Source organism: Bifidobacterium asteroides (genome assembly GCF_003202755.1).
GTDB classification, from domain to species: Bacteria; Actinomycetota; Actinomycetes; order Actinomycetales; family Bifidobacteriaceae; genus Bombiscardovia; species Bombiscardovia asteroides_F.
This window is the reverse complement of the sequence record NZ_QGLK01000001.1, coordinates 1-21085: the sequence shown is the minus strand read 5'-3', so window position 1 is coordinate 21085 and position 21085 is coordinate 1. Positions and strand designations below refer to the sequence as shown.

15 protein-coding genes are annotated in these 21085 nt (G+C 60.8%); 4 read left to right on the top strand and 11 right to left on the bottom strand.

Features of this window, described 5'->3' with window-relative positions; all coding sequences use genetic code 11:
* The first annotated feature begins 67 nt into the window (after positions 1–67).
* The 3 genes from DKK74_RS00075 to DKK74_RS00065 all read left to right on the top strand — a co-directional run bounded on the left by DKK74_RS00075 (position 68) and on the right by DKK74_RS00065 (position 4386).
* Positions 68–2497: a glycoside hydrolase family 3 C-terminal domain-containing protein gene (locus tag DKK74_RS00075; protein ID WP_110412236.1), complete on the top strand. Its 2430-nt coding sequence runs from the start codon at positions 68–70 to the stop codon at positions 2495–2497.
* Positions 2490–3161: a hypothetical protein gene (locus DKK74_RS00070; RefSeq protein ID WP_219997329.1), complete on the top strand. Its 672-nt coding sequence runs from the start codon at positions 2490–2492 to the stop codon at positions 3159–3161. Before DKK74_RS00075 ends, DKK74_RS00070 begins: the two co-directional genes overlap by 8 nt.
* Before the next feature lie 175 nt (positions 3162–3336).
* A complete protein-coding gene (locus DKK74_RS00065; RefSeq protein WP_110412235.1) occupies positions 3337–4386 on the top strand; it encodes a glycosyltransferase family 2 protein in 1050 nt (349 codons plus the stop codon).
* Here the strand turns inward: DKK74_RS00065 and DKK74_RS00060 are convergent.
* The 3 genes from DKK74_RS00060 to DKK74_RS00050 all read right to left on the bottom strand — a co-directional run bounded on the left by DKK74_RS00060 (position 4350) and on the right by DKK74_RS00050 (position 7902).
* Complete coding sequence (locus DKK74_RS00060; protein ID WP_110412234.1) at positions 4350–5717, bottom strand: sensor histidine kinase; 1368 nt, start codon at positions 5715–5717, stop codon at positions 4350–4352. The genes DKK74_RS00065 and DKK74_RS00060 overlap by 37 nt on opposite strands.
* Positions 5714–6424, bottom strand: coding sequence for a LytR/AlgR family response regulator transcription factor (locus tag DKK74_RS00055; RefSeq protein WP_029678392.1), 711 nt, complete (start codon positions 6422–6424; stop codon positions 5714–5716). The genes DKK74_RS00060 and DKK74_RS00055 overlap by 4 nt, the downstream gene beginning before the upstream one ends.
* Positions 6425–6543: 119 nt before the next feature.
* Complete coding sequence (locus tag DKK74_RS00050; RefSeq protein WP_110412233.1) at positions 6544–7902, bottom strand: MFS transporter; 1359 nt, start codon at positions 7900–7902, stop codon at positions 6544–6546.
* Between the two features lie 209 nt (positions 7903–8111).
* Between DKK74_RS00050 and DKK74_RS00045 the strand changes: the two genes are divergently transcribed.
* A complete protein-coding gene (locus tag DKK74_RS00045; protein WP_110412232.1) occupies positions 8112–9062 on the top strand; it encodes a DMT family transporter in 951 nt (316 codons plus the stop codon).
* On the opposite strand, the gene DKK74_RS00040 is transcribed toward DKK74_RS00045, so the two are convergent.
* The 8 genes from DKK74_RS00040 to dnaA all read right to left on the bottom strand — a co-directional run.
* Complete coding sequence (locus tag DKK74_RS00040; RefSeq protein ID WP_110412231.1) at positions 9011–10123, bottom strand: VanZ family protein; 1113 nt, start codon at positions 10121–10123, stop codon at positions 9011–9013. The two genes, DKK74_RS00045 and DKK74_RS00040, sit on opposite strands and share 52 nt — an antisense overlap.
* 58 nt (positions 10124–10181) lie before the next feature.
* Positions 10182–10808: a DUF3566 domain-containing protein gene (locus tag DKK74_RS00035; protein WP_110412774.1), complete on the bottom strand. Its 627-nt coding sequence runs from the start codon at positions 10806–10808 to the stop codon at positions 10182–10184.
* Between the two features lie 104 nt (positions 10809–10912).
* The gene (gyrA, locus tag DKK74_RS00030) at positions 10913–13630 is read right to left on the bottom strand and encodes a DNA gyrase subunit A (protein ID WP_110412230.1); all 2718 of its coding nucleotides are present in this window, start codon (positions 13628–13630) and stop codon (positions 10913–10915) included.
* Positions 13631–13676: 46 nt separating this feature from the next.
* On the bottom strand, positions 13677–15725 hold the full coding sequence (gene gyrB, locus DKK74_RS00025) for a DNA topoisomerase (ATP-hydrolyzing) subunit B (RefSeq protein ID WP_110412773.1): 2049 nt from the start codon (positions 15723–15725) through the stop codon (positions 13677–13679).
* Between the two features lie 292 nt (positions 15726–16017).
* On the bottom strand, positions 16018–16515 hold the full coding sequence (locus DKK74_RS00020) for a DUF721 domain-containing protein (RefSeq protein WP_110412229.1): 498 nt from the start codon (positions 16513–16515) through the stop codon (positions 16018–16020).
* Positions 16512–17774 (bottom strand): DNA replication/repair protein RecF, encoded by a 1263-nt coding sequence (gene recF, locus DKK74_RS00015; RefSeq protein ID WP_110412228.1) that lies wholly within the window; start codon positions 17772–17774, stop codon positions 16512–16514. The genes DKK74_RS00020 and recF overlap by 4 nt, the downstream gene beginning before the upstream one ends.
* A 29-nt stretch (positions 17775–17803) precedes the next feature.
* On the bottom strand, positions 17804–18928 hold the full coding sequence (gene dnaN / locus DKK74_RS00010; RefSeq protein WP_110412227.1) for a DNA polymerase III subunit beta: 1125 nt from the start codon (positions 18926–18928) through the stop codon (positions 17804–17806).
* Between the two features lie 414 nt (positions 18929–19342).
* Positions 19343–21085 (bottom strand): chromosomal replication initiator protein DnaA (dnaA, locus tag DKK74_RS00005; protein WP_110412226.1); only part of this gene is annotated, 1743 nt, incomplete at its 5' end.

Below are 21085 nucleotides of genomic sequence, written 5' to 3'. Positions count from 1 at the left end.
AGGCCAATCGTGGAAGCAACGAGGGTTCCCGCCGCAGGATCAACCCCCGTCATAGAGAGGGAACACTATGGAAGTCAAGGATTTGACAGTTCTGGAACGGGCATCGCTGCTCTCCGGAAAATCCACCTGGGCAACCCGTGCCTTGAAGAGGGCGGGCATCCCGAGCATGGTCCTGAGCGACGGGCCGCATGGCCTGCGCCGCCAGACCGGATCAGGGGACAACCTAGGCATGGGCAAATCCAAGCCCGCCACCTGCTTCCCCACAGCCGGCACCGTGGCCTGCTCATGGGACCCGGAGCTGGCCAAGACCATGGGCCAGGCGCTGGGTAGCGAGGCCAGAAGCCTGGGCGTCAACATGGTCCTGGGCCCGGGCATGAACATCAAGCGCAACCCCCTGTGCGGCAGGAACTTTGAATACTATTCCGAAGACCCCCAGGTGGCCGGTCGTATGGCTGCAGGCCTGATCGAAGGCATCCAGTCCCAGGGCGTGGCCGCCACCCCCAAGCACTTCGCCATGAACAGCCAGGAGCTGCGCCGCCAGGCATCCGATTCCGTGGTGGACGAGCGTACCATGCGCGAACTCTACCTGACCGGATTCGAGATCGCCGTGCGCCAGGCCCATCCCTGGGCCATCATGACCTCATATAACATGGTTAACGGCACCTATGCCAATGAGAACCCCCACCTGCTCAAGGACATCCTGCGCAAGGAGTGGGGCTTCGACGGCATGGTGGTCTCGGATTGGGGCGGCTCCAACAGTGCGGTCGCCGCAGCCGCCAATGGTTCCTCCTTGGAGATGCCCCAGGCCGGATACGACTCCGTGCGACAGGTTGCCAAGGCCGTGCAGGAGGGCCGCCTGGACGAAGCCGACCTGAACGCCCGGGCCGAAGAGGTGGCACGGCTGGCCAAGCTGACCTACCACTCTGGCATGGATCCCGATGGGAACCTGACCGCGGACCAGATACGGGACCACCATCAGGTGGCACGGAGCATCGCCGAGGGATCCGCCGTCCTTCTGGTCAACCGGGAGGGACGCCTGCCACTGGCCGCCGGCACCCGGGTCGCCCTGGTCGGGGATATGGCCGAAACCGCAAGGTTCCAAGGATCCGGATCCTCAAAGGTCAACGCAGCCAAGCAGGAGAGCATGCTGGACCTGCTCAGGCAGGGCAACGGCGACGGCCTGGAGCTGGCCTCCTACAGCCAGGGCTACGAACGCCATGGCGAGAAGAACCAATCTTTGATCGACCAGGCCGTGGCTGCGGCTGGCCAGGCTGACGTGATCGTCGCCTGCGTGGGCCTGGATGAGCGCAGTGAATCCGAGGGCCTGGACCGTTCCCACATGGACATTCCCGGCAACCAGGTCGACCTGATCAAGGCGCTGGGCGCGACGGACAAGCCCCTGGTGGTCGTCCTGGTGGCGGGCTCCCCCGTCACCACCGACTGGATCGACCAGTGCGATGCCGTTCTCTATATAGGACTGTCCGGGCAGGCTGGAGCCTCAGCCACCCTGAACATCCTGACCGGCCGGGTCAACCCATCCGGCCACCTGGCGGAAACCTGGCCCAAGTCCTATGCCGACTGCCCCAGCGCCGACTGGTACCCCGATCCAGCGCACGAGTCCATCTACCGGGAGGGTCCCTTCGTCGGCTACCGCTACTATCTGACCGCCGAGGTGGAGGAACGCTTCCCCTTCGGCTACGGCCTGTCTTACGCACACTTCGCCTACGCCGATCTGTCCGTGGACGACAAGGGAGTCACCTTCACCCTGACCAACGATTCGGACAGGCAAGGAGCCACCGTTGCCCAGCTCTACGTCCAGGCGCCCAAGGGTGGCGTGCTCAGACCAGTCCGCGAGCTGAAAGGCTTCAAGAAGGTCAGCCTGGAAGCTGGCCAATCAACCCGTGTCCGCATCGACTTCGATCAAACGACCTTCCGGCACTTCGACACGGCCAGCAACTCCTGGCAGGTCGAGTCCGGCGACTGGACCATCATGATCGGATCCGACGCCCGCAGTATGGATCTGAGCGAGCAGCTGACCGTCCATGGCACCGTCGACCCGCAGAGTCCCGACCCTGCACTGGGAGCCTACCTGACCGGTCGGGTCAAGGAGGTCGATGACGACGCTGTGACAGCCCTCTTCGGCCACTCGGTGGTCCGACAGGGCGCCGTCAGCACCTTCGGCGTCAACGATCCGCTCTCATCCTGGAAGGACTCAAGAAGCGCCCTGGCCAGGTTCGTGGCCAACTTCCTGGCCAAAAGCGAGAGTCGCCACGAAGCCAAGACCGGCAACCCCGACCTGAACACCCTCTTCCTGCTCAACATGCCTCCCAGGGCCATGGCCAAGATGACCAACGGGCTGATTGACACGGCCATGGTCGAGGCCATCGTCCGCATCCCCAATGGCCACCTATGGCGTGGACTGGGCGGATTCATCGCCGGATTCTTCAGGAACATGTCAGCCAACCGCAGGACCGGAAAGGAGCTCAATCATGAGTGATCAGCACAGCCAGCAGGCCGAACAGCCGGCCCAGGGGAAGGCGACAACGGCCTCGCAGTGGGCGATTGTCCGCTGGTGGCGGCGGTTCAGCGACCGGCACACCACCCTTGCCCAGTTCATCGTCTTCTTCATCCTGTCCAACGGGGTCACCGTACTGCAGCTGGTGCTCATGCCCGTGCTCAAGGCCATCTTCAACGGCACCTCCCTGGTCGGCACCAACTTCCAGATCTGGCGCATGGGGACCGTCGGCGGCAAGCCCTACTACCTGTTCGACTACGCGGCCGGATCCATCGGCCACGGCGGCGGGGGCGGCCTGGCCTACTTCCTCGCGGTGGAGATCACCCTGCTGATCGCCCAGGTCATCAACTTCTTCCTCCAGCGCAACATCACCTTCAAGTCCAACTCCTCGGTCTGGAAGGCGGCCTTCTGGTACCTGGTGGCCTATGTGATCATCACCATCATCGCGGCGGCGCTGCAGGGCTGGTACAAGGACCCCATCTACGGCTTCTTCCAGCACACCCTGAACTGGGGCAGCCTGGGGACCACCGTTGCTGATCTGGTCACCATGATCATCAACTCGGCCATCTCCTTCTGGGTCTTCTTCCCCATCTTCAAGGTCATCTTCCGTCAGGAGCCCACCGAATCGAAAGCGAGCGCCCAGTAAAATTCCAGCCCCACTCCTCTGGCTGTCAATGAACCGGCATGCATCGGCAGCCAGAGGGGCGGGGCCTTTTCCTCAAACCCATCATGTACAGTGGTCGCATACAACGGCCGCCGACGGGATTACGGCAACCCCGCCGACATGCCCGCCGACCCATTCTTTTGCGAAGTGATTGTTCATGACAGCTGACCGACCGGCCTCCACAAGCCCGCCCGTTCTCACCTTCATCGTCCCCGCCTATAACATGGCCCAGCATCTGCCGACCTGCCTTGACTCCCTCCTGAGCCGGGAGAGTGACGACCTGGAGATCATCGTGGTCGATGACGGATCCACCGATACCACAGCGCAGGTGGTGCAGTCATACCAAGCACGCCACCCGCACACTGTCTGCCTGATCCGCCAGACCAACAAGGGCCACGGCGGCGCAGTCAACACAGGTCTGGCAGCCGCCCGGGGCCGCTATGTCAAGGTGGTCGACGCCGATGACTGGGTGGACCCGACCTCCCTGGGCCTGGTCCTGGACCAGCTGCGCGACCAGTCGCGACGGACGAATCCGGTGGACATGGTAGTCACCAACTACGTCTACGAAAAGGAAGGCCGTAGACATAAGCGGGTCATCAACTTTCGCAGTGTCATGGACCCGGGGCAGGTGCTGGACTGGAACCATTTGCGGCGGTTCGGATTGGCCCAGTACATGATCATGCACGCCCTGATCCTGCGCACCGAGGTACTCCGCCAGGCCCGCACCCGCCTGCCCGAGCACACTTATTACGTGGACTTCATTTACTCTTATCAGCCCCTGCCATGGGTGCACACCCTACTCTACTTGGACACTAATTTCTACCGTTACCACACCGGCCGTCAGGGCCAGTCAGTACAGACCTCAATCATGATCGCCCGGGTCTCACAACTGTTGCTGGTCAACGGGCTCATGGCCGACTCCACGCCTGATCCGGGGACGGTTCCCCGGGGACTTTATCGTTATATGATCCACTATCTGTCCATCAACTGCGTGGTGACCTCGGTCTTTCTGATCCTCTCCCGTAAGCCCAGTAATTATCGGAACAAGGACATGCTCTGGAGGAGGCTGGAGCACCGCTCCCCTGTCATCGCCTCCGACGTGCGTTCCACCCTGCTCTGCCGGATGATCAACATGCCGGGCAGGCCGGGCCGCTTGGCCATTCGCCTAGGTTACAAGGCCGCCGAGGCCGCCATGGGCTTCAACTGATCGCCCTCCCTTGGCAGGAGTACGTAGAGGCTGAACCAGTGATGCTCGGTGTGCAGGGTTATCTCGCCCTGGTAGCGGTGGGCTATGTGCCGGATGGACTTGACACCATAACCATGCAGGCCATCGTCGGTCCTGGTCTTGGTGGTGGCCAACTCGCCATTGCCTTTCCAATTCAGAGGCGAGACGAAGTAGTTTTCGATGCGAATTACCACGAATTGCCCTCGAGCATATAGAGCCACTTTGATCAGGCGGCGGTCGGGTTCCTTGACCTTTCTCAAAGCCTCAATAGCATTGTCCAAGGCGTTGCCGAAGAGGGTGGAAACATCCATGGGCGCCATCCCCTCCAAGAGCGAGCCGTCGGCCACCATGGTAAGGGTGATCCCTTCTTCCGAGCATATGCGCTCCTTGGTCGACATAACCACGTCCAGGATAGGGTTGCCGGTGTGCTGCTGTGACCCGTACCGTCCGACCGCAGCCTCCAGCTCTTCGAAGTCTTGGGACTTGCGCTCAGGGTCCATCTGCGAGCGCAGGGCCGCAATCTGATGCTTGAGGTCATGGGCAAGCCTACCCATGGCCTCCAGATTTTCCTTGGATCGTATATACTCCCGGTGCTGGCTGTATTCCCGGGCATTGATGGAGGCCAGCTCGGCGCTGGTATGACTCTCCCGCAGCTGTTCCTGCTGGGCGTAGAGCATGGCGAACCCACACAGGTCCACCAGGGTGCGGATATAGAAGATCTCCAGACCGACCCGACCCGAGAAGGGGGTGTTGGTAGAGACGAAGCTCAGGTTGGACATGGCGAAGGTAACCACCGCAATGACTGCGGCGATGAAGACGCTGCGTCCTGGCACCGAAGGCTGGGCATCGGCGAAGTTGCGCCTCTCCGCCACCCAGGCCAGCAGCCCTACGCCACCGTAGATCAGCACCAGCAGGATCAGGGAGGCCGGGTCATACAGGCCGTGGCCGGCAGGCCGCATGAAGGAATCCAGCTGCCAGTGCAGAGAGGCGACCAACTCAGCAAGAACGAAGGCACGGGCCAGCAGATAGGCCCCATCCAGCACACCCAACCCTGAAGCCAGCATGATGATGGCGTACATGCAGGCCACAGCCAGACACATGCTGATGACCCAGAAGGCGATAGGCAGGGTGCCGGCCCAGTACTGGACCCCGATGAGCACGGCCAGACCGGGCAGAAGCACAGCTACCATTCTTAGGCGTGATGTCCTCACTCCGATGGCCAACAGATAGACCAGGCAACCCAGCCACTCGCTGATGGCCGTATAGAGTCGGGGGATGTCGGGCAGGGCATTGAGGATGTGGGTGGTGGTCATGACCGACCTGCCACGTAGGCGGTTAGAGCCGTCATGAAGGACTTCTTACGGGGTCTGCTGACCCGCAGCCGCTGACCGGTGGACATGATGCAGTCCTGGTCTTCCATGCCCGTCACGTGGGCCAGGTTGACCAGGTAGCAGGAGTTGGAGCGGAAGAATCCCCGCTGGTCCAGCTGTCCCTCCAGACTCTTCAATGTACTGTTCGTGGTCAGCGAGGAATCCAAGGTGTGGATGACGCTGCTATGGCGGACGGATTCAATGAAAACAATGTCCTTGAGGGGAATCCGGGTGGATCGCGCACCCTCGGTAATCAGGATGGACAGATCCACGCGGCCGCGCACCTGGGCGATGGACCGGTCCAGCTCCTGGGAGAAGGCAAACCAGGGCAGGGGCTTGAGCAGGTAGGAGAGTGCGCCCACCTCATAGCCGTTGATGGCGTATTGGGGGGCGGAAGTGATGAAGACGATGACCACAGACTCGTCTCGGGCGCGCACCCTGCGGGCCACCTCAATCCCGTCCATGGGGGTCATCTGAATGTCCAGAAGAAGGATGTCATACACGGGTCGATAACCGTCTGCAAAGGCCTTGCCATCGGTAAAGACGCTGACCGTCAGCTCTTCATGACGTTCCTTGCGGTAGCGACTCAGGTAATTGACCATGGTTCGACAGCTGATGGAATCGTCATCCACCACTGCGATTCTGATCATCCTGGCGCACACTCCTTAACCCGTCGACCAAGGACCCATGGCCGCCGTTATCACCGTTCTTCCATGATATCGGAGATGTCCGCATGGCAGACTCCGCTTGCCCGAAGCCGAACTTGGGCTCAGTGAGTCTCGACCACTCGTGCGGTCTTGTAACGCTCGGCTCGGGTCAGAATCAGGAAGCAGATGATGCCCAGCAGAGCGGATACGGCAATGATGCCAAAGCCCACGTTCCAGCCGGACTTGCCCACAAGCGAGCCGATTCCATAGGAGGCAGTGGCTTCTCCGAATATATAGCCGAACAGGCCTACGAATCCGGTGGTACTGCCAATGGCAAAGCGTGGCGCCAGATCAATGGTCAGTGCGGCGATCAGCATCTGTGGCCCGTAGACGAAGATGCCCATCAGGGCTATCTCCAAGTCAATGGCCCAAAGGTCGCTGGACGCCCAGTAACCCAGGAAGACGACCCCCAGCAGGGCCATTAAGCCCGCCGCCATGCCGGCACGCTTGCCGTGGAAGAAGTGGTCACTCATCCAGCCGATCAGAATGGTCCCCGGGATGGCCGCATACTCGAAGAGTGCGAAGCTGGAGCGCGCCTGGGCAAGAGAGAATCCCTTGGCTTCGTTCAGGTAGATGGGGATCCAGTTGAGCACGCCGTAGCGCAGAATGTAGACGAAGGCATTGGACAAGGCCAGGACCCAAATGTAGGGGTTGGAGGCCACATACCGCAGGAAAATCTGCACAATGGACAGGTCGGAATGGGTCTGCAGCTTGGCGGCATCAATTTTCTCGCCCTCATATTCCTCGGCCTTGTACTCCTGGATGGGCGGCAGGCCTACTGACTCAGGGGTATCGGCTCCCAGCAACACAACCAGCAGGGCCATGATCAGCGAGATGATCGAGGGGACGAAGAAGATGCTCTTCCACATGTGGGGTCCGAAAGCGGCCAAGGCCACGCCCACAATAGGCGCCACAGTGCCCGAGCCCAGATTGTGGGAAGTGTTCCACATAGACACGAAGGAGCCGCGCTCTTTCTCAGCCCACCAGTTGGACAGCGACTTGTGGGCAGCAGGCGCCCCCATGCCCTGGAAAATGCCTAGCAGGACCATGAGCACCATCATGACCCCCTTGCTGGCCGTAGCCCCGAAGATCAGGTTGAGCAGGGCGGACAGGACCAGTCCGGTGGCGATGTAGTAGCGGGGGTTGGATTTGTCGGAGAGCATGCCCATGACGAACTTGCTGATGCCGTAGGAGACGGCCAGGCAAAGCGTAATCAGTCCGATGTCCGCCGTAGTGAAGCCATAGTTGCGCTTAAGGTAGGGGGAGGCCACGGAAAAGTTGGAGCGGATGATGTAGTACCCTGCATATCCTAGGTAGATGCTGAAGAATACCCGTATACGATAGGAACGATAAGTCGCAGGAATCTTCTTTTCGGGAACCTTCACCTTGGCAGGAGGAGCTGGTTTGAGAAAAGCAAACATAGTTTGAACTACTCTCCTTTTCCTTTTGCAATCAATCGGTCTGCACGCCCATGTGCACAGACTGGACACCGGGACTGCTCAGTCCAGACGCCACATTCCAGTATAGGACGCCTTGGTGGAACAAGTCGGCATTGGACTCAATAGTCGGATGGTATACACGTCTTGCGAATCAATTCTCACTTGTGGACGGGCACGGTTAGAGTCGAAACATGCCTACCTTCGCACCCTCTTCGTCCTGGAAACCCTCCACCTGGCTGGCCCGCCTGATGCTGCTGATGGCAGCCGCTGCCTGGGGAGCTGGATACACCTTCGAAAAGGTTGCCATGGAGACCCTGACCGTGCGCTGGCTGATGGGTATTCGCATCCTCTGTGCCATCGTCATCATGACGCCCTTTTTGCTGCCACGGCTACGCCGAACCGGGGCCATACATACTCTGGTACCGGGGCTGATTCTAGGGGTCAGCTACTGGGCGGCCTTCAGTCTGCAGATGATGGGACTGACCACCATCGCTCCGGGCCGCAACTCCTTCCTGACAGCCACCTACTGCATTTTTGTGCCCTTCCTGGTCTGGATCATGGCACGTCGACGGCCGGCCCTGCGCCACTTCGTCGCGGCCGCTATCTGCATCCTGGGCGTGGCTCTGATCTCACTGCCGGCTCATGGCGGGGGACAGGGGCTGTCTTTGAGTACCGGTGACCTGCTGACTCTGGCCGGCGCGCTACTCTATGGAGTCAACCTGGTAATTACCGGTTTTTTGACCAAGGAGTTCGACGCCCCCACGCTGACCTATCTGGAACTGCTCTTCGGCGGCATCCTTTTTTTGGTCTGTGCGCTGATCTTCGATCCCTTGCCCAGCGCTGCCGACTTCACGCCATCGACCATAGGCTCCATGGTTTATCTGACACTGATTTCGACACTCATGGCCCAGAACTTCCAGAACATCGCCTTTTCAAGGGTCCCCGCCGCTCAGGGTTCGCTGATCCTGTGCTCGGAGAGCCTGTTCGGCATGCTGGTCTCGGTCTTGGTCCTGCACGAGGAGCTGACAGCCACCCATCTGTTGGGCTTCGCCATCATCTTCGCCGCCATCATCCTGTCCGAGGTCAGGATTCACCCCCGCCGGTCGTCGGCGGATTCCTCAGCACCTGAGTCCTCTCGGTAGGCTGTCCCAGGCAAGAGGTCATAGGGCATCTGCCGCTTGATCAGATAGAAGACCAACAGGAGCAGAGCCAGGATGCGTGTTGCAATCTGAACATTGCCGGTCCATGGGCCGAAGACAGCCAGGATGACCGCGGTTCTGAACAGATAGAAGAAGAAGCGGGACCAGCCATGCCGCTGCTTGGTCTCGACGGTCATGTGGGTGAAGGTGGCGCCCAGCGTCCGTCCCCGGCGGGGTAGGGGGATGAGCAGTTCGAAGATCAGCAGCATGGCCAGATCAACTACGGTTCCAAACACGTCCAAAGCTGATGGTGCGATCAGCAGCCCGCCAAAGCGGTAGTGGCCATCCAGCTGGTAGGTGCCCAGGCGATGGACCGCATAGGTTACGCCCATCCCCAAAGACATGGACAGGATGGTGGCCAGGAGCAGATCCAAAGCCATGGAGACGGCACGGTGTATGAACCCGGGGTTGGTGACCAGCTGAGCGGCGTCAGCTTGACGGGTTGGAACGAGTTTGTTGGCCGCCATGGCCACCAGGTAGCCGATTACGGCGCCTGAAGTGTTCCAAATCAGATCGTCCACGTCGAAGAGACGGTAGGCACAGCCCACGATGCCGAAGACCCCGGTCAGCTGGGCCGTTTCAATGAAGAAGGAGACCAGGAGGGCGACCGGCAGGGCCAGGATAAAGCGCCAACGGAAGACCCGCCCCATGATGAAACCCAAGGGCAGGAAGAAAGCCACATTGAGCAGGATCTGCAGCATGGCCATCCGACCGCCTGTGCTTAGATCGGTCAAGAACTGCAGGGGGTTGAGTTGGGGGTTCAGATGATGGGTGGCGCAGAAGGCGGCACGGTCGTCGGGCATGGGCCAGAGGGTGAAGAAGACCAAGGCCAGCAGGTATAAGACGGTCAGGTAGGCCGCCATGGCTGCTGTCAGCCGGAGCCGGTGATAGCGGTTGTAGATCAGGGCAAGAATGGGCAGGGTCAGAATCAGCGAGGCCAGGGGCCAAAAGACCAGAGATATGCCAAAGGAGCCGCTGAAGTAGTCCAAGTATGTCGAGAGCACAAATCCAGTCTAAATCGCTCTCGGGCCTATCGACCGATTGACGGCGCCGACGAGGAGCTCAGTCGTCGCCCAAGGTCACGTGGATGCCACCTACCAAGGAACTGACCAAGTTGTAGAGGAAGGCGAAAATGGTGACCAGAACCACTACTATGACAATCTCGAAAATGGAGAAGATGGTCACCGAACTCAGGACCGTCCCCAGACTCAGCACCTGGCCCAGATCGAAACCGCCCGCGTCCAGGCCTGTCTTGGAAATGACTTGAGTCAGATTGTCAAAGAGCCCCATGGCGTTGAGCAGGAACCAGAGCAGGGCAGCAGCCACCACTTGAATGATGCCCCCGGCGATAGCCAACAGGAAGGTGACCTTGGCCACCGACCAGGGCTCCAGCCGGGTCAGAGACAGCTGCATGCGCCGGGCCCGAGGCACACGAGGACGCACTGCCGAAGCCGAAGCCGCAGGCCGGGCAGGACGGGATGAGGATACTTTGACCGGACCGGCAACCGAAGCTGTGGTTCTTGCGGAACGTCCCGATGCCGTCCTGCTAGCTGCAGGAGCCGGGGGAGCGGCCGCTGATGATCGACGAGACTCGCCCTTTGCGGATTCATCAGCCTTGGTCTTCCCCTTTTGGGGCTTACCAGCACCCTGCTTGCCGGCCTTGACCTGCTTCTGATCATCCTGGCTCATCGGCACTCCTTGATCCTTGCGTTCAATGGCCCGCGCATACCGCCGCTTGGCCTGCATGACTTCTTACGAGGCTACCAGTCTTGTCAGACTGGTAGCGGACCAACTCAGTCCTCCTGGGTCAGGCTCTGGCCGTCGCCGGTTCCGGTGGTGGCGATGGGCTGATCCTTGGCTGCCAGGGGAGTGGCGGGAGCCAGATCGGTCTGACCGGCATCCTCTTCCTGGTCGTCACGCTCAGCATTGCGGGCGATGGAGAGAATCTCATCACCCTTGTCGGGCTTGGCCAGGGTAACTCCCTGGGTGTTGCGACCGGTCCGCTTGACCTCGGCCACATCGGAGCGGATGACCTTGCCGGACTTCATGATGGCCATGATCTGGTCGTCCTCATTAACCACCAGGGCGCCGACCAGGGATCCCCGGCCCTCCACCATGGCGATGGCCTTGACACCGTAGCCGTTGCGACCCTGCAGGCGGTACTCACTCAGAGCGGTCCGCTTGGCAAAACCCTCATCAGTGACCACCAGCAGGTCATCCTCGGAATCCTTGGCGATCACGTCCATGCTCAGCAGTTCGTCGCCTGGGCGGAACCGCATGCCCTGGACGCCAGCGGTCTGTCGTCCCATGGGCCGCAGGGTGGAGTCGTCGGCCGAGAAGCGCACGCTCATGCCCTTGCGGGAGACCAGGATGATTTCGTCGTCGGCATTGCAGAGAGCGGCACCCACCAATTCATCGCTCTGGGGCACCTCCTGTCCCTCCTCGTCGGAGACGCTACCCAGCTCCATCAGTCGTACGGCAATCAGACCGCCCTGGCGAGGCGAATCATACTCAGCCAGGCGGGTCTTCTTGACCCGTCCTGTCCGGGTGGCCAGAACCAGATAGTCGGCATCGTCATAGCCGTGCAGGGAAAGGACCTGTTCGATCCGCTCGCCTTGGCCCAGCTGGAGCAGGTTGGCCACATGCTGTCCCTTGGAGTCACGAGAGCCCTCGGGCAGCTCATAGGCCTTGAGCCGGTACACCCGGCCTTTGTTGGTGAAGAAGAGCAGCCAGTTATGGGTGCTGGTCAGGAAGAAGTGGTCCACCACATCGTCCTCGCGCAGCCTGGCTCCGCGGATGCCCTTGCCGCCGCGGTGCTGAGCACGGTACTCGTCAGCCTTGGTCCGCTTGACGAAACCGGAATGGGTGACGGTGACCACCACCTGCTCATCGGCAATCAGGTCCTCCACGTTCATCTCGCCCGAGTAGGGAACGATCCGGGTACGCCGCTCGTCGCCGTACTTGTCGACGATCTCGTCCAACTCGTCGCCCACGATGGTGCGCTGGCGTTCGGGGTGGGCCAGGATGTCGTTGTAGTCGGCGATCTTGCGCATGAGATCCTCGTGCTCGTCCAGGATCTTCTGCCGTTCCAGGGCAGCCAGACGGCGCAGCTGCATGGCCAGGATGGCATCGGCCTGGACCTCGTCCACGTCCAGCAGCTCCATCAGGCCGGTGCGGGCCGTCTCCACGTCCTTGGAGGCTCGAATCAGGGCGATGACCTGGTCGATCATATCCAAGGCCTTCAGATACCCCTGCAGGATGTGGTCGCGATCCTCGGCCTCACGCTTCAGATAGCGGGTGCGACGCTCGACCACGTCCAGCTGGTGGTCCACCCAGTGGCGGATGAAGGCATCCAGGCTCAGAGTCCTGGGGACACCATCCACCAGGGCCAGCATGTTGGCCCCGAAGGTCTGCTGAAGCTGGGTGTGCTTGTAAAGGTTGTTGAGGACCACCTTGGGCACGGCATCGCGTTTGAGCACCAGAACCAGGCGCTGGCCGGTGCGGCCCGAGGTCTCGTCGCGCATGTCGGCGATGCCCTGGATCTTGCCATCGCGCACGGCCTCGCGGATGGAGGAGGCCAGGCGGTCGGGGTTGACCTGGTAGGGCAGCTCGGTGACCACCAGGCACATCCTTCCGCGAATTTCCTCGGTGTTGACCACGGCCCGCATGGTAATCAGGCCGCGACCGGTCCGGTAGGCCTGCTCGATGCCTTTGTGCCCCAGAATAGTGGCGCCGGTGGGGAAGTCAGGCCCCTTGATGATGGCGATCAGGGCGTTGAGCAGCTCCTCCTTGGAGGCCTCGGGATGCTCCAGGGCCCAGTGCACACCCTTGGACACCTCACGCAGGTTGTGCGGAGGAATGTTGGTGGCCATGCCCACGGCGATGCCGGCTGATCCGTTGACCAGCAGGTTGGGGAAGCGGGAGGGCAGAACCGTGGGTTCCTGGGTCTTGCCGTCGTAGTTGGGAATGAAGTCGACCGTGTCCTTGTCGATGTCGCGCACCATCTCCATGGCCAAGGGGGCCATGCGGCACTCGGTGTACCTCATGGCGGCCGCCGGGTCGTCGCCGGGGGAGCCGAAGTTGCCCTGGCCGTCCACCAACGGGTAGCGCATGGACCAGGACTGGGCCAGGCGCACGATGGTGTCGTAGATGGCCGCATCGCCGTGGGGGTGGTACTTGCCCATGACGTCGCCTACAACACGCGAGCACTTGTTGTAGCCGCGGTCGGGTCGGTATCCGCCGTCATACATGGCGTAGATGACCCTGCGGTGGACTGGCTTCATGCCGTCGCGGACATCGGGCAAGGCCCGCTCCACGATCACTGACAGGGCATAGGACAGGTAGGATTCCCGCATCTCCTGCTGGAGGTCAATGGGCTGAATCCGCTCGCCCTTCAGGAGGCCGTAATCGGTGTTGTCCATCTCCTGGGGGCTGAGCGGCTCTCGAGACCCGTCAGGCAGGTTGAGGCCGTCCTGGTCCGGGCTGTTGTCGTTGTTGTTATCGTCTGCCAAAATCGATCCTTAGCTCAAATGTTGAAAGGGGGAAGGCGTCCGCATCTCAGGCGTCGATGAAGCGGGCGTCGTGGGCGTTGCGCTGGATGAACAGACGCCGGGGTTCGACCTCGTCGCCCATGAGCATGGTGAAGGTCTCGTCGGCCTGCTCAGCGTCATCGATGCGTATCTTCTTGAGGATGCGGTGTTCCGGATCCATGGTGGTCTCCCAGAGCTCCTGGTAGCTCATCTCGCCCAGACCCTTGTAGCGCTGGATGCCTTCGCCCTTGGGCAGCTGCCGGCCGGAGGCCTTGCCCTCGGCCAGGACCCTATCGCGCTCGGCATCGGTGTAGACGAAGCTGTGGGGCCCCTTGGTCCACTTGAGCCGGTAGAGAGGTGGCATGGCCACGTAGACGTAGCCGGCCTCGATCATGGGCCGCATGTAGCGGAAGAAGAGGGTCAGGTTCAGGGTGGCGATGTGGGCGCCGTCCACATCGGCGTCGGCCATGATGATGACCTTGTGGTAGCGCACCTTGTCGATGTTGAAGTCCTCGCCGTATCCGCCGCCCACGGCCGTGATCAGGGATTCGATGGTGTCAGACTTCATCATGCGGTCCAGGCTGGCCCGCTCTGTGTTGAGGATCTTGCCGCGCAGGGGCAGGATGGCCTGGGTCATGGGGTTGCGCCCCTGGATGGCCGAGCCGCCTGCGGAGTCGCCCTCCACGATGAACAGCTCGCACTCCTCGGGGTCGCTGGACTGGCAGTCCTTGAGCTTGTCGGGCATCCCGGCGGTCTCGAAAATGGACTTGCGACGGGTGTTCTCGCGGGCCTTCTTGGCTGCGATCCGGGCCCGGGAGGCCTCCATGGCCTTCTGGATGATGGACTTGGCCTCGCCTGGGTGGGCGTCGAACCAGTCGCTCAGCCTCTCGGTCATGACCCTCTGAACGAAGGTCTTGGCCTCGGAGTTGCCCAGCTTGGTCTTGGTCTGGCCCTCGAACTGGGGATTGGTCAGCTTGACGGAGACCACGGCGGTCAACCCCTCGCGCACGTCATCGCCAGAGAGGTTGTCGTCCTTGTCCTTGAGGATGTTCTTGTCCCGGGCGTAGCGGTTGATCATGCTGGTCAGGGCCGCGCGGAACCCTTCCTCGTGGGTGCCGCCCTCGGTGGTCGCGATGGTGTTGGCGAAGGTGTGGACCGACTCCGAATAGGCGGTGGTCCACTGCATGGCCACTTCGGCTGAGATGCCCAGCTTCAGGTCCTCGGCCTCGAAGTCGATGACCTCGGCCTCCACAGGCGTGGCCTTCCTGACCTTGACCAGGTAGTCCACATAGTCCTTGATGCCGTTGGCGTACTGGTAGCTGACGGATTGGCCCTTCTGCTCCGGGGTCTGCTCCTCGCCCGCCACCTCGTCGCCGGCCTGGTCATTGGGGCGCAGGTCGGTCAGAGTGATCCGCAGGCCCTTGTTGAGGAAAGCCATCTGCTGGAAACGGCTGCGCAGGGTCTCGAAGTCATAGACCGTGGTCTCGAAGATTTTGGGATCGGCCCAGAAGGTCACCGAGGTCCCGGTGCTCTCATCCGGCCCCATGGCTTGGTCCTTGGACAGGGGAGCGGTGGGCTTCTGGTTGCGGAAGTTCTGATGCCAGTGGTAGCCCTGACGACGCACCTGGACGTCGATTCTGGTGGACAGGGCGTTGACCACGGAGATGCCCACGCCGTGCAGACCGCCCGAGACCGCGTAACCGCCGCCTCCGAACTTGCCGCCGGCATGCAGCTTGGTCATCACCACCTCGACGCCGCTCTTGCCCTCGCCCGGCACCTCGTCGACAGGAATGCCACGGCCGTTGTCGTCCACGCGGATGCCGTTGTCGGGCAGGATGGTGACTTCAATATGGTCGGCGTACCCGGCCAGGGCCTCGTCGACCGAGTTGTCGACGATCTCGTAGACCAGGTGATGCAGGCCCCTGGGGCCCGTCGAGCCGATGTACATGCCGGGACGAACGCGGACCGCCTCCAGCCCCTCCAGCACCTTCAGATCGCTGGCGTCATAATGCTCAGGGGAGAGCGAGTCATCCAGCTGTGCGTCGTCCAGCTGATCCAGCTGATCCTGGCCCGTCATGCCGTCATCCTGAGGCTTGTCCTCCTCATGCTCCCGGCCCTCTTGCGGGGTCCGGGACGGGTCAGTGTTGAGATCTGCCACGGATAGTCCTTTCTGCACCCCCATCGTCGGCCACTGACGACAAAGCAGCTTCCGTTCGTGGTCGAGCGGGGGATCGAGTCATGGTCACCAGGTTCCAAATCGTCCATAAAGGGGCCTTGGAAGCGTTTGACCCTATAACCCATAGATTACCAGCGCTATGGGACTTTAGGCTTACAGAAAGCTGGCAAGACGGTATTCGCAGATTATGGGCTCACCCATAGGTGTCACGCACACCTCGGCCGGGCGGATCGAACCGCGATCGGCGGAAGCTGTAGTTGTGGGGGCCGGTCACCCGGATCTGTTTGACCGGCATGCCCAGCCGCTTGGCAATGGTCGCTTTGAGCTGGGGAACCAGGTAGGTCAGCTGAGTGGCCCATACCGTGGTCTGCGCCTGGATGATCAGCACGCCCTCCTGGTAGGAGACCACTCTCGAATGGGCGGCGATGCCGGGTCCAACTACACCGTCCCACTGGTTGCGCAACTGAGCAACCTTCAGATGACTGGTCCACCCGCTCCCAGCAGCAAGGCTGGTCACCACACCTCCCAGTTTGGCTGGGTCGCGGCCCGGCTTGCCGAATGCATACCAGGCCTTACGGGAGTTGTCCTCCCGCTGCCGACGAGTGGCCGCCCGTCGCGTGCAGCCCTCGAAGACCAGGGCCGGCAATCGACGCTGATCCAGGTGCAGAGTCTCAACCATGGGGGCCTTCATGACAGGTCGTTCCCCTCCGGCCCATCCGGCATATCCGAGTCCTCATGAGCCGCCCCTCTGGTTCGACGCAGGTCCTGCATGGCACTGGCAATGGCCGGATCCTGGGCAGCCGGATCAGATGGCTGCACAGGCCTCAGCCGGGACACATCCACCAGCCTGGCACCCTGCAGGGAGGGAATATCGCTGTCGGCGGCCACGGTGATCAGCACCTGGCTCTGCTGACGGGCAAAATCCAGAATCTGATCCCTACGGCCCCGATCCAATTGGGCGAAGACATCATCCAAAATGACGATGGGCTCCAGGGCGCGACGATCCTTGACCACCTGCAGCAGAGCCAGCCGCAAAGCCAGGGCCAGGGTCCACATCTCACCGTTGGAGGCGAACTCCCGAGCAGGCATGCCGTTGAGGGTGAAGACCAAATCATCGCGCTGAGGACCGATCAGATTAGTGCCACGGGCCACTTCTCCTGGGTAAATCCGCTGAAAGTGACGACTGACGGCTTCGGCGACCTCTGGAACGGTCTGCCTATCGGGTCCGATTTCCTCCAGGGATGGCTGGTAAGTCAATCGAGCATCCTGATCAGGGCCTGCAAGCCGACCATACAAATCGCTGAAGGGCTGGTCCAGAGCCTCTACCAGAGCCGCTCGTCGTCGGCTCAGATCCAGCCCGGTGCGAATAAACTGCCCAGTCCAGACCTCAAGGCCGGAAAGGGCGGCGTCACGCCCATCACCCGAGGGATCATAGCCCGCCTGGGAGAGCTGCTTGAGCAGGGCTGCGCGCTGCTTGGCCACATGACGAAAATCCTGCCGAACCTGGAAGTAGTCGACATCGAGCTGGCTGCCGGCCTGGTCCAGCACGGCCCGCCTGGCCGCCGGCTCTCCGGAGACCATCAGCTGATCCTCAGGGCTGAAGGTCACACAGGGTACCCGGCCCACCAGGTCACGCTGATAGAGGGAAGGCCCGCCGTTGATTCTTCCCCGGTTGGCTCCCTTGGCGGCAATGGTCAGCTCATAGTCGGTAGCGGTCCCGTCCTGCTCCAGCCTGGCCCTTATGGTGGCCTTGGACTGCCCACGTTCTACCAGGGGTAGTGAAGATGAAGTCCTATGGCTGCCGCCGGTGGACAGGACCTCGACGGCCTCGACCAGGTTGGTCTTGCCCAGACCGTTGCGCCCCTCCAGAATGGTCACTCCAGGCTCCAGATCGAGGACACAATGCTCCCAGGAACGGAAGTGATCCAGAACCAGACGGGAGATGTGCACGACGATCGTTCCTCGAACCTACCCGGATGTCAGTTGTTGAAACGCATGGGCACCAGCAGGTAACGGTAATCCATGGACTCCTCGGAATCCTGCTCCTGCTGGCCGTTGAATTCCACAGCCTTGACTGCCGAAGTCATCTTGATGCGGACAAAGGGCTCGGCGATGGCACCCAGCCCGTCAATCAGATAGTTCGGATTGAAGGCCACCGTGATGTCTTCCCCGTCCAGATCCGCCTGCAGAACCTCATGTGCCTGTGCTTCGTCAGCCGTGCCGGCACTCAGGGTCACCTCGTTGCCGGAGAAGACCATACGGATGGGGGCGTTGCGTTCGGCTACCAGGGCCACACGCTTGATGGCATCGATCAGATCCTGCCGGGCGATGACCGCCTGAATTGGATACTCGTCCGAAAAGAGACGATCCACAGCCGGGAATTCCCCATCGATCAGCTGGGTGGTGGATATTTTGCCAGCGTTTTCCACGCCCATGATGGTGGGGTTGTCAGCCTCGTAATCCATGGTCACGTTCTGGTGCTCGTCCAAAGAACGGGCGATGTCTCGCAGCAGGGAGCCGCGGATCAGCATGGAGGTGGAAAAATCGGCGTCACGAGGAGTCCAGGTGAAGCTCGAACGGGACAGTCTGAAACGGTCGGTGGCGGTCATGACCACCTTGTCCCCGGTGATCTCGGTCTTGACGCTGGTCAGGACCGGCCGGCTCTCTTCCCGGGAAACAGCGACGATGGACTGGGAGATGGACTGGATAAAGGTCTCAGCATCCACCTGGCCCATAGGCTCAGGAACGGCAGGGAGGTCGGGATACTCGCTGTCAGGCATCAGTTGCAGAGAAAAAGTGGATTTGCCCGAGGTGATGGTCATCTTGGATCCCTCGGTTGACAGATAGGTTTTCTCTGATGGTAGTGATTTGGTGATGTCCGCTAGCAGTTTGCCTAGGACCAGGGCTGTTCCGGATTCATCGATGCCTGCCTCGATGTGGTTTCTTGCCGAAACTTCGTAATCGAAAGCAGAGAGTTTCAATGTTCCGTCAGAGGCTTCCATCCTGATGCCTGCCAGAATCGGCGAGGCCGGTCGGGAAGGAATGATGCGGGTGGTCCAGGCCACTGCATCCGAGAGTGCGGATGAATTCACTTCTACTTTCATGGGAGCCTTCTTGTCGATGAATGAACTGGACTCATTCTATCGAATAGCCCAGGTGATGTGTTTGGAGTAAGCAGATGTGCTTGAGTGTGAAGGTTACTATTGCATAAATATACATAGAGTCATCGTAATAAGCTCGGTGGATGGTGTGGATAAGTCCCGAAATCCTTGCAATGAGGTGGATAGACCTTAATCAGACGATGTGGATAAGAGGTGAAAGCGCTGTGAATAAGAAGCCAAGTTATCCACAGGACCGTAGTTTTGCTAGGTTATCCACAAAAGAGTCGTAGTTGTTCGCTGAAAGTGCACCACTTATCCTCGGAAAATCGGTGCGTTATTCCCAAGGTTTGCCTACATCCGGGGATAAGTAGGTGGATATCTTTTTCTGTCGATCCACAACAATGTCTGCGTGTCGCATCAATTTTGAGGCTGCTTGAGCCGGACCGTCAGCTCCATGACATAGTTGTAAATCTCTCGCTTTTCCTGCATCTCGTTGGAGATACGGGTGTAGGCATGCATGACTGTAGTGTGGTCGCGGCCGCCGAAGACCTCTCCGATGTCCACCAAGGACATACTGGTCATTTCCCGGGCCAGATACATGGCGATCTGTCGAGCTAGGGCGATGTTCTTGGTGCGCGTGCGGCCGACGATATCGTCGAAGGTCAGATGGAAGTACTTGGCTACTTGGGAAATGATGTCAGTGGGCTTAATCTCTACATCAGTAGAGAAGAAGTCCTGCAAGGTCTGTTCAGCCAGGGCCGTAGTGACCGGCTGATTATTGAGGCTGGCCACTGCCGTGACACGGGTCAGGGCCCCCTCAAGCTCTCGTATGTTCTCGGTGAAACGTTCCGCGATCAGGTCCAAGACCTCGTTGGGGATGCTGACTCCGTTCATGGAAGCCATCATTCTCAGGATGGCCACCCGGGTCTCCCGATCTGGCGGCTTGACGTCCACAGTCAGACCCGAGTCGAAGCGCGAGATCAGCCGCGATTCGAAACCCTTCAGATTCTTGGGGGCCACGTCCGAGGCGATGACGATGCGCTTGTTGGCGTCATGCAGGGCATTAAAGGTGTGGAAGAACTGATCCAGGGTAGCTTCCTTGCCCCCTAGAAATTGGATGTCATCGATGAGGAGCACATCCACCTGCCGGTAGCGGCGGTTGAATTCAGCGATCTGGCCTGACCCTTGAGTGGAGTTCTGCAGGGCATCGATGAACTCATTGGTGAATTCCTCCGAGTTGACGTATCGGACCTTGAGCGAGGGATCCTTGACCAGGGCATAGTTGCCGATAGCGTTGAGCAGATGGGTCTTGCCCAGGCCCGAGCTGCCGTAGATGCACAAGGGGTTGAAGTCCTGACCTGATCCTTCAGCCACAGCCAGGGCCACGGTTCGTGCAAAGCGGTTGGAGTCACCTGGGACGAAGGTGTCGAAGGTGGCGTTCTTGTTCAGGTGGGTCTGTGGATCGCGCTCCACCCGGTTCTGGCTCATGGGGAAGCGGGGCACGGTGAAGGCGGGCCGGGATGCGGTCCTCTCTGTCTCACTCTGCTGGTCGGCATCAGCGCCTGCCGTTGGTCTCATAGTGGGGGAGGGCTCGGACAGTTCGGCCTGCATATCCAAGGTCATGGGTACATAGGTGCCTTCATGGAAGTCGTTGACGGAAACAATCGGAGACTTGGGGGTTTCAGCAGCCTCGGTCCGCCAGTCCGAACGGGTCTCCGAGCTGGGGGCTCGATCGGCGCTGCTCTGACGCCGGTAGTCGCCGTAGGGATCCTCGGCAGGCCTGGGAACCTGACGGAACTCGCCGCTGCCCGGGGCGGAGCTGGCCATGGCGGAAGCGCGTTGGTCGTTCTGCTGATTGGCAGCCTTCTGCTTGGCCATCTGCTCCGGATAGACGATCTTGATGGCCGGGAACATTTCCTGGTTGGTGACCAGCTGCAGTGCATTGAGGAGCGGCTGGCTGAGCGGTCCCTGCACAGCCTCCTGGGTGGCCTTGGAGGAGACCCGCAGAACGATGGTGGTGCCGAAGACCGCCTCTGGGGTGATGTCCTCAAGCCAGCCCTTGTCCCTGGAGGTCAGTGAGCTGCTGTAGCGGAGCACCTGCAGGACCGAATCCCAGATTCTCTTGGCCTGGGCAGCGGCATCCAGCGGATCCTGCGCCAT

What these genes read in the sequence shown, in the direction of transcription:
- DKK74_RS00075 (WP_110412236.1), top strand. Translation starts at nt 68, where the DNA reads ATGGAAGTCAAGGATTTGACAGTTCTGGAACGGGCATCGCTGCTCTCC.
- DKK74_RS00070 (WP_219997329.1), top strand. Translation starts at nt 2,490, where the DNA reads ATGAGTGATCAGCACAGCCAGCAGGCCGAACAGCCGGCCCAGGGGAAG.
- DKK74_RS00065 (WP_110412235.1), top strand. Translation starts at nt 3,337, where the DNA reads ATGACAGCTGACCGACCGGCCTCCACAAGCCCGCCCGTTCTCACCTTC.
- DKK74_RS00060 (WP_110412234.1), bottom strand. Translation starts at nt 5,717, where the DNA reads ATGACCACCACCCACATCCTCAATGCCCTGCCCGACATCCCCCGACTC.
- DKK74_RS00055 (WP_029678392.1), bottom strand. Translation starts at nt 6,424, where the DNA reads ATGATCAGAATCGCAGTGGTGGATGACGATTCCATCAGCTGTCGAACC.
- DKK74_RS00050 (WP_110412233.1), bottom strand. Translation starts at nt 7,902, where the DNA reads ATGTTTGCTTTTCTCAAACCAGCTCCTCCTGCCAAGGTGAAGGTTCCC.
- DKK74_RS00045 (WP_110412232.1), top strand. Translation starts at nt 8,112, where the DNA reads ATGCCTACCTTCGCACCCTCTTCGTCCTGGAAACCCTCCACCTGGCTG.
- DKK74_RS00035 (WP_110412774.1), bottom strand. Translation starts at nt 10,808, where the DNA reads ATGAGCCAGGATGATCAGAAGCAGGTCAAGGCCGGCAAGCAGGGTGCT.
- gyrB (WP_110412773.1), bottom strand. Translation starts at nt 15,725, where the DNA reads ATGACGGGCCAGGATCAGCTGGATCAGCTGGACGACGCACAGCTGGAT.
- DKK74_RS00020 (WP_110412229.1), bottom strand. Translation starts at nt 16,515, where the DNA reads ATGAAGGCCCCCATGGTTGAGACTCTGCACCTGGATCAGCGTCGATTG.
- dnaN (WP_110412227.1), bottom strand. Translation starts at nt 18,928, where the DNA reads ATGAAAGTAGAAGTGAATTCATCCGCACTCTCGGATGCAGTGGCCTGG.